Genomic DNA, 1,392 nt, shown 5'->3' with positions numbered 1-1,392 from the left:
GATTTATTCATAGATGGTCGCCTCCTGTTTGCCAAGCTAAATATGTTGTGGTGGCTTTACTGGTCATCGATTGCAGCCATAGATCCGGACTTTGCCGAGGTGATGTAAAATACCTCTGTCCCTGATGGAATACGCTGATGGAGGCCTCTATCAACAAAGCGCTCTTTCAGGAGCCTTGAATAAACCGGGTTTTCCCCATCGCGGTCTGACCTGTCTTGCCATCACTTCATGCTTGCCTGGGCAATCGGTGGTGTTGTTTCTGTCTTACTGATTAAGCAACTTAAGCGCTTATTATTGGTGCACAATACTCCCGCTCTTTGGCCAGGAGCGCCCACACAGTCCGCGCATTCTTGTTAGCCAATGCTACCGAGGCAATGTTGTTATTCCGGCGCGCCATTAGCTGGTTAGCCCAGCTCGATACGGCATCCTGTTTATGTTTGGCCGACTGCAATACCGCCCTGGCACCATGGATAAGCAAGGTCCTCAAATAGGTATCACCTCGCTTGCTTATCCCGAGCAGGACTTGTTTACCCCCACTGGAGTGCTGACGTGGAACCAATCCGAGCCAGGCAGCCAGTTGTCGGCCATTCTCGAAATTGTTGGCTTTACCAATGGTCGCAATCAGCGCGCTGGCGGTAACAGGGCCAATACCAGGGATCTTGCCGATACGCTGGCAGAGAGCATTTTGCCGATAGCACTGCTCAATCTGCTTGTCGAGTGTAGCGATGACATCGAACAGGTACGCCATGTGGTGCTGTAGTAGACTCAGCTGTGTACGAAACAGGACGGGTAACGGGTTATCCGCATCTTCCACGAGCTCAGGTAATCGTCGCTGTAGCTGCTGGATACCTCGGGGGACGACAATGCCAAATTCGGCCAATAACCCCCTGATTTGATTGGCTTGTGCGGTTCGCTGTTTGATGAAGCTCTGACGACTCCGGTGAAGTGCCAATACGGCTTGCTGCTCAGCGGTTTTGACCGGCACGAACCGCATGTTAGGTCGAGTGACGGCTTCACAAATAGCTTCAGCGTCTGCAGCATCATGCTTATTGGTTTTAACATAGGGTTTGACGAACTGAGGGGCCATCAGTTTGACATTATGGCCCATCGATATCAGTTTATTGGCCCAGAAATGAGCAGATGCACAGGCCTCCATGCCGATCAAACAGGGTGGGATGTTGGCAAAAAAGGAGGCCATTTGTGCCCGTCTGAGTTGTTTGTTGAACAACCGTTTTCCGTGCTCGTCAACCCCATGGATCTGGAAAACGTTTTTTGCCAAATCGATTCCAATAGTTTTAACGTTCATGATAGCAGCGCTCCGTTCAATGAGTGACGATTTATCGTCCCACTGTGGCACAAGAGATGGGAGGCGACCATTCCATTAACAAAGCC

The 1,392-nt window shown here is 50.8% G+C and carries 1 protein-coding gene; it reads right to left on the bottom strand.

Translation table 11 applies throughout. The features are described from left to right. Positions 1-280: 280 nt before the first annotated feature. Complete coding sequence (locus C3451_RS24090) at positions 281-1,306, bottom strand: IS110 family transposase (RefSeq protein WP_001101446.1); 1,026 nt, start codon at positions 1,304-1,306, stop codon at positions 281-283. Between the last annotated feature and the right edge of the window lie 86 nt (positions 1,307-1,392).

It is taken from the genome of Enterobacter sp. 301B, assembly GCF_003850715.1.
GTDB classification, from domain to species: domain Bacteria; phylum Pseudomonadota; class Gammaproteobacteria; order Enterobacterales; family Enterobacteriaceae; genus Enterobacter; species Enterobacter intestinihominis.
The sequence above is the reverse complement of the archived record's forward strand: the minus strand, read 5'-3'. Positions and strand labels throughout refer to the sequence as shown.